Genomic DNA, 1,142 nt, shown 5'->3' with positions numbered 1-1,142 from the left:
ATTTGATGTTTTATCTAATGTTATTTCTCAACTTTCAGGGATGATTGTTTTTTTAGTAGCCTTTGGTGGAGGAATGTATCTGGTCTTCGGTGGGCATACCACAATCGGGAGTGTTACAGCTATTGTTCAACTAGTCAATTTTGTAGTAATGCCACTAAATGAAATTGGTATGGGAATGAGTAAATTCCGCGAAGGTCAGGCTACACTGAATTCATTTGAGGTAAAAGATGTAATCGAACTTCAAACTGGTAAAACGAAAGAATATTTTGATGATGTCATTTCTTTTTCAAACGTAGATTTTTTCTACCCTAATGCTGAGAAAAAGATTTTTAATAATTTATCTTTGCAGATCAAAAAGGGGGAAAAAATTGCAATAGTAGGTATGTCAGGTAGTGGAAAATCAACTTTACTCAATCTATTACTGCGTTTCTATGATGTAACAAGTGGGTATATCTCAATTGATAATCAAGATTTGCAAGCTATTTCAGCAGAGAGCCTTTATAACTTAATGACTATTGTTCAGCAAGATGTTTATATCTTTGATGATACTTTAAGAGCAAATATTACTCTTAATCAATTCTTCACTGATGAGGAAATTAGGCAAGCTGTCCAGCAGTCAGGTTTAGAAAGTTATGTTTTAGATAATGAATCTGGTTTACAAGCTTTATGTGGAGAGAATGGATCAAATTTATCTGGCGGACAAAAACAAAGAGTTAGTATTGCGCGTGCCTTGATTCGAAAAACACCAATCTTATTATTGGATGAGGCTACTTCGTCTTTGGATAATCAAGTAACTACTGAAATTGAAAGTTCAATCTTGGATATTCAAAATTTGACTGCACTTGTAGTAACCCACAAGTTGAATGAAAACATTTTGAAAAGATACGATAGAATTCTCTTTATGAAAGCAGGCGTCATTGTTGAAGATGGTTCTTTTTGTGACTTGATGGATAGGAGAGGTGAGTTTTATAAGTTGTTTGAGTTGAGTGTGTAGTGCTACCGGAATAAAAAGAGGATGAAAATCTTTAATCTTAAGTTGTTTTTCAATAATATTATGGTTGTATAAACAAAGGGAATTTGAGAATTAAAAAGTGACTAAAAAGAATGCTAAATAATATTAATCTGTAAAATACAACTCATCG

Annotated in this window: 1 protein-coding gene; it reads left to right on the top strand. The window is 32.7% G+C overall.

What is annotated here, in order from left to right; translation table 11 throughout:
• On the top strand, positions 1 to 994 hold a 994-nt coding region (locus tag D8837_RS09355; protein ID WP_142999011.1), incomplete at its 5' end, for an ABC transporter ATP-binding protein.
• Positions 995 to 1,142: the final 148 nt, after the last annotated feature.

Source organism: Streptococcus mitis (assembly GCF_003942965.1).
GTDB lineage: Bacteria > Bacillota > Bacilli > Lactobacillales > Streptococcaceae > Streptococcus > Streptococcus mitis_BH.
Note: the sequence above shows the minus strand (reverse complement) of the source record. Positions and strands in the feature narration are given on the sequence as shown.